Annotated in this window: 7 protein-coding genes and 1 tRNA gene; 5 read left to right on the top strand and 3 right to left on the bottom strand. The window is 46.9% G+C overall.

Annotated elements, in window-relative coordinates:
* The 4 genes from QW520_08885 to QW520_08900 all read left to right on the top strand — a co-directional run.
* On the top strand, positions 1–294 hold a 294-nt coding region (locus tag QW520_08885; GenBank protein MEM0449919.1), incomplete at its 5' end, for an elongation factor 1-alpha.
* Between the two features lie 35 nt (positions 295–329).
* Complete coding sequence (gene rpsJ / locus QW520_08890; protein MEM0449920.1) at positions 330–641, top strand: 30S ribosomal protein S10; 312 nt, start codon at positions 330–332, stop codon at positions 639–641.
* A 178-nt stretch (positions 642–819) separates the two neighbouring features.
* A complete protein-coding gene (gene ilvD / locus QW520_08895) occupies positions 820–2,466 on the top strand; it encodes a dihydroxy-acid dehydratase (GenBank protein MEM0449921.1) in 1,647 nt (548 codons plus the stop codon).
* Positions 2,467–2,751: 285 nt separating this feature from the next.
* Positions 2,752–2,825 (top strand) — tRNA-Ala (locus QW520_08900).
* Positions 2,826–3,231: 406 nt separating this feature from the next.
* Here the strand turns inward: QW520_08900 and QW520_08905 are convergent.
* The 3 genes from QW520_08905 to QW520_08915 all read right to left on the bottom strand — a co-directional run bounded on the left by QW520_08905 (position 3,232) and on the right by QW520_08915 (position 5,328).
* Positions 3,232–4,251 (bottom strand): uroporphyrinogen decarboxylase family protein, encoded by a 1,020-nt coding sequence (locus tag QW520_08905; protein MEM0449922.1) that lies wholly within the window; start codon positions 4,249–4,251, stop codon positions 3,232–3,234.
* Positions 4,252–4,637: 386 nt separating this feature from the next.
* The gene (locus QW520_08910) at positions 4,638–5,240 is read right to left on the bottom strand and encodes an archaellin/type IV pilin N-terminal domain-containing protein (protein MEM0449923.1); all 603 of its coding nucleotides are present in this window, start codon (positions 5,238–5,240) and stop codon (positions 4,638–4,640) included.
* Positions 5,200–5,328: a hypothetical protein gene (locus QW520_08915; protein MEM0449924.1), complete on the bottom strand. Its 129-nt coding sequence runs from the start codon at positions 5,326–5,328 to the stop codon at positions 5,200–5,202. The genes QW520_08910 and QW520_08915 overlap by 41 nt, the downstream gene beginning before the upstream one ends.
* A gap of 324 nt (positions 5,329–5,652) precedes the next feature.
* Here QW520_08915 and gvpD point away from each other — a divergent pair.
* Positions 5,653–6,000, top strand: a 348-nt coding sequence (gvpD, locus tag QW520_08920; protein MEM0449925.1) for a gas vesicle protein GvpD P-loop domain-containing protein, incomplete at its 3' end; no start/stop codon positions are given.

The raw sequence follows: 6,000 nt of genomic DNA on the forward strand, positions 1-6,000 counted from the left end.
TCGGTCATCACGGTGGGGTACACTCCAGTCTTCCACTGCCACACCGCCCAGGTCGCATGCACCTTCATCGAGTTGCAGAAGAAGCTAGATCCCAAGACTGGTCAAGTCAAGGAAGAGAATCCCCAATTCCTGAAGGCGGGTGATGCGGCTATAGTGAAGATACAGCCTACCAAGCCCTTGGTAATTGAAAGGGCTAAGGACTTCCCGCAATTGGGAAGGTTTGCCATCCGAGACATGGGTCAGACCGTGGCGGCTGGTATGTGCATCGAGGTGGAAAAGAGGGAGATGACCTAAACCCTTTCCCTTATTCCTAATTTTGAGGAATCTCCATGGCACAACGTGCGAGGATCTCATTGAGCGGCACAGACCCCAAGAAGGTCGACAGCGTCTGCGGCCAGATAAAGGCCATCTCCCAGAGGACTGGAGTGGCAATCAGAGGACCAATACCATTACCAACCAAGCATCTGAGGGTTCCGGTGCGCAAATCCCCTGATGGAGAAGGGTCTGAGACCTGGGATCGATGGGAGATGCGGATACACAAGCGGTTGATCGACTTGGACGCTGATGAAAGGGCGTTGCGCCAGCTTATGCGCATACAGGTCCCCGATGGCGTGAACATCGAGATCGTGCTGCGCTCTTAAACCCCACTCAACTGTTTTCCAAACTTTAACAAATAGTTACTATTGCGCTCTCAGCCAAACAGTGCTTGATTATCGAGGAAGGGTCGAGAATCGAGCTCTCAGCCAAACTAATTTTTTGAAATCGATGGGTTAGGAAAATTACATTAGAGACGCTGTTCATGAGGTGCTGGTTCATCATATGCGCAGTGACACCATAAAAAAAGGCCTGGACAAGGCACCGAGTCGTAGTCTTCTTAGAGCCGCGGGAATAGACGATGAGAAGATGGATCGCCCTTTCATCGGTATCGCCAATTCCTGGAATGACATAATTCCTGGTCATGTTCATTTAAACGAGCTGGTTGAGGAGGTGCGAAAGGGAATAATCGAAGCCGGTGGGGTGCCATTTACCTTTGGTGTGCCAGGGATCTGCGATGGTATTGCCATGGGGCATGAAGGGATGCGCTTCTCTTTGGCCTCGCGGGAGGTAATTTCGGATTGCGTGGAGCTGATGGTGCAGGCGCATTGCATGGATGGCTGGGTGGGAGTGACGAATTGCGATAAGATTACGCCTGGCATGCTCATGGCCGCTGGGAGGGTGAATGTATCATGCATCATCGTTACGGGCGGGCCGATGGAAGCTGGTAAGGGCTCAAATGGAAAATTAGATCTCCAATCAGTGTTCGAGGCACTTGGTCAATTTGCTGCTGGCAAGGCCAGCGAGGATAAAGTGAGGGAGATCGAATGCCTCGCTTGTCCAGGGGAAGGCTCATGCGCAGGCTTGTTCACAGCCAATTCAATGGCGTGCCTCACCGAAGGGTTGGGTTTAAGCCTAACCGGTTGTGGAACGTCTCTGGCAAGGAGTGATATAAAGCGCAGAATCGCGAGGCAGAGCGGCAAAAGGATTGTGGAGTTGGTGCGACAAGGGATAAGGCCGAGAGACATCGTGAATCTCGATTCTTTTCTCAATGCCATACGTCTGGATATGGCGATAGGAGGCAGTACTAATACCGCCCTTCATATTCCCGCCATAGCGGCAGATTTCGAGATTAAACTCGAGTTACGCCTCTTCGATCAGATATCCAGGCAGATACCTCACATCACGAGCATAAGGCCTTCAGGTGCGTATTTCATGGAGGACTTGGATAGGGCAGGAGGAGTTCCAGGCGTATTGAAGCGCCTGCGTCCTTTCTTGGCAGATCGCCCCACAGTAAATGGGAAGAGCATCTATCAGATCTGCGATGAGGCGATAATCAGCGACGAGGATGTGATAAGGCCACTGGACAGGCCCTTCCATAAGGAAGGAGGAATCGCCGTGCTCTATGGAAATCTCGCGCCGCAGGGCTCCGTCGTCAAGCAAGCTGCGGTTAGCGAAAAGATGATGCGATTCGTTGGCACCGCGAAAGTCTTTGATTCTGAGCAGGATTCGATAAAGGCGATAAAGGCTGGGAACATAAAACCTGGTGATGTGGTGGTTATACGTTATGAAGGGCCGAAAGGCGGACCTGGGATGCCAGAGATGCTCTCCCCCACGAGCCTGATAGCGGGAATGGGGCTCTCTGATTCCGTGGCCCTGATCACGGATGGAAGGTTCTCTGGCGCTACCAGAGGACCCTGCATAGGACATATATCTCCTGAGGCATTCGTCAAAGGTCCTATTGCCGCTGTTAAGGATGGTGACAAGATTTCGATAGACATCCCTGCCAGGAGGATCGATTTATTGATATCGCAAGAGGAGATGAGAGAGCGACTGTCTAAGGTGGAAGTCGTGGATCGTAGACCCTCTGGCATGCTGCGAAAATATCGCAAGTTAGTTTCGGCCGCCTCGGAAGGAGCGATATGCAAGTAAAGAAACACTGAATGGTTCTCTATATCAAAGAGAAGAAAATCGATGAATTGACGTCATCCAGGCCAAGAAATCAACCACATCGAAGAATAATATCCGAACAAATGAAATACTGTGATTTGAATGAGAACCTCTGTTAGATTATCATCCAGTCCTATTAATGACTTTTCTTTGCTTCGATGAGGAATAAGTGCGTGGTTCCTATGAGAAATAATACTCATTGCCTATCAGCTCGGTGATATTCATGAGAAACCTATTTATCCATCTGGATATTTCCAGCATCCCAAAGGGCCGATAGATCAGACCGGAAGATCGCCTGATTTGCAATCAGGAGGCCTCGGGTTCAAATCCCGATCGGTCCACTATTCATCTAACTAAAATCATTCATTGTTAATGGTATTATTATGAACGCTTTCTTTTAATGGGCCGATACCACAATCAAATCTTTCATTTCGGCACCGTCCAGGAATAGAAAATCAGTGTTGATCCTGATGTTTAAAATTCGAAAAATATGGTCTATGGTCAATCTTCAACCTATATTTGTATCGAGCATGGTGTCATTTGAAGTCGACTCAACTCGAATCCAGGCCTAACCCCTCATCGACTTACCATTCGTCTTGCTTGCAAAACGATGTTGCTCCTTAAGAATAATTCTAATAATTAAATAATTTTAGATTTTTTCATTATTATTCTAATTAATTTACGATATCAAAATCTACTTATTCGCCTAGCTTTGTTAAAAAACTAATATTAAGATTGATTAATTTATTATCGAATGGAATGCGCCAAAGCCAGAATATTCTCAGGAGGCGTCTCTGGTGTAATCTCTCCCGCCGATGCCAGAATCAGACCAGGGGAGTCGCCGAAGTTCTGAACGATCTTCCTCGCCTCCATCTCTATCTCATCGGGCGCCATGACGAGTATCTTGCGGGTAGGACTTATGCCAGCAACGAGACCCCTCTTACCACGAATCAAATCGATAGCGCGTGCATACGCTTTTCCTTCAGAAGCGATGTGCATGGCATCAGGAGAGCATCTGTTTATCTGCTCTTCTACATATCCATTGAGCGTGCAATTGCTTAGGATGACTTTCAATCCCAGCCTTTTCATATAGCGGATTAGCTCTGATGAGTAGGAAATATCGAATGTGATGCTGTTTACCAAGTCGTTCTGCGAACTGTCAGCCACACCATCACCAAGGAATATGACATCGATGCCACACTCTTCTCGCATTATTCTTGCTCCTTCTTTCAAAGTGGTAAGGACTACACCCAAGATTTTGTGCGCTTTCTCTGGCTCCACGATTTGATCCATGAGAAGGTTTTCCAGCCCCCGAATCATGCTAGCCACAAGAAATGGATCGTTCATGGCGGCCACTACCAGAACGTCATCACCTATTTCCTCTTGCAATTCCTTTGCTGCCTGCAGTTGCACAGACCATATGCTGCCGTCCTTTGGGTCCACAGGCTCAAGCATCTCTATTTCATCAGAATTGATTTCCTTTCCCATAGGATAAGATCTTTGGTCCCCATAGACCACTTTCGCTCCCAAGGATTCCGCTTCAGCTAGGAGATCGCCCCAACCGACCATCACATTATCGAATCCAAACTCTGTCAAAGCCGACATGCAAAGGCGCTTGTGCTTACTAGCGCTCCTCAGCCCCTCAGCTATCGTGATTCCAGTAATGTTTTGTAAGTGGAACGACCCCCCGAGGTGTTGATACATTATTGGGACCCGATCCACCTTCTGTAATGACAGGGCATTTAGGAATCTCTCCTTGGGGCTCATTATTCCTCCATACCCTCCCCCCAATATATAGTGGTTCCATGTCTCACCTTTTAATTTGATGATACTTGTGGCTATGTGAAGGAGGACTCGAAAAAAAAGAAGAACAGAGATTTTAAAGGAATTCTTGCCTTTCAGTGCTGTTCGCTTGCTCAGGCTTTCAAGACCACATCAATAGATTAGAAAAGCGATTTCTGCTAATCTGTTGAAGTTTGAATGGTTTACTACGCTTTTTCCTTATATGATCGCATAGGAACTCATCTTAAAAATGAACCTATCTGCTCTGCAATACTTATTTTCATAGCAATTGCCTAGTAATTTTGATTCAGAAGAAGAAAATATGATAAAAATGGAAATGGTTTTGCGCAAAGTCTTCCAGGGAACAAAGCTCACTTCAAGCTAACATACTCGTTTCCAAAGCTCTCTCCAGTCTGGAAGCTTATCAGGGTGACCTGACCGTAGGCGGGCATTATCTTCAGCTCACCATAGGTGTTGTACCCTATTCCCAAAGAGTGATCGGATGCGGTTATGGTTATCTGGATCATGTCGCCCTGACCAACCACATGACTGCCAGCAGTCCAGGCTAGGTTCGCTATGTTGACCTTTCTCACCGCGCTGTATGTGCTGTCGCTCGCTGTATCGCCATAAGCCAAGAACATGTTCAAGTCACCACATACCAGTGTGATGACCACATTGTCCAGATTTATTGGCGGGGATCCAGCGGAAAGTCGCATGTAAACTGTTAGATTATCGATGGTATTGCCTGTTGTCTGGTTAACTTGTGCCACAACGTCCTGAACCACGAATCCTGAAGCGACGTTGTTAATAGCCTGGTCACCAGTGGACTGAGCTTGCTCCCTTACCTGGTTGGCAGTGCTGATCAAGACGGACGCGGCTACGGCGGCAACCAGCACCATGGCGATGAAGACGATCATCGTCCCGATGCCGATCTCACCTCTCTTGTCCTTCTTCATCCACATTTTCTTGTGCATTTACGCTCTCTCCTTGCTGCTTGCCATTTGAGCACTTTTTCCTTAGGTCGAGGCTGTTCGGTTTGCCCAATTGGGTATCCTGTTTCACGAGTGCTCACAGCCCTCCGTCGCTTCCAATCGGGCTTATTATTGGAATCGAACATCCGCCCGATTTATAAAAGGCAGAGACGTGGTTACCATTTATCAGACTTGAGAATTTTAATTGGATCAAGTGTCTTCACTCGACTGGATATTAAAAAAATCTAAAGGGATATCATAACCTGATATCATCCTACTCTGGATATCTCACCTGATTCTCTTTTTAGATTATATGAAAAGATACCAAATGAAATTAGAATTATCAGCTTAGATATCAAGGGGCATGATTTATAATATAAGTTGAATTAATTCCTTGAGGCATAGGAGATGTCATATGGAGGTCTCCAAGGAAGAAAATTTGCCTAAAGAGCTTAGGTCCTTTCTGCTGAGTCCGGGTGGACATTCCTTAATCATAAGGGGGAATGCAGGGACAGGAAAGACTACATTGGCTCTGCAAATCATCGAAGAATTATCGGAGATTGATAATAGCTTCTATTTTTCTACCAGAGTGTCTGATTCTGTAATCCTTAATCAATTCCCCTGGCTGGCCAGGAGGCTATATGGGGACAAGGAAGGAGAATCGATTTTGAGAGAGGTGATGGAAGGCGTTGCGGAAAACATTGAAAAATTAAAGGATGGCCAACTCCCAGAACCTCCCGAGCTGGAGCAGAATAGATATTGG

This window comes from Methanomassiliicoccales archaeon, from assembly GCA_038740345.1.
In the GTDB taxonomy this organism is placed as follows: Archaea; Thermoplasmatota; Thermoplasmata; order Methanomassiliicoccales; family UBA472; genus JAJRAN01.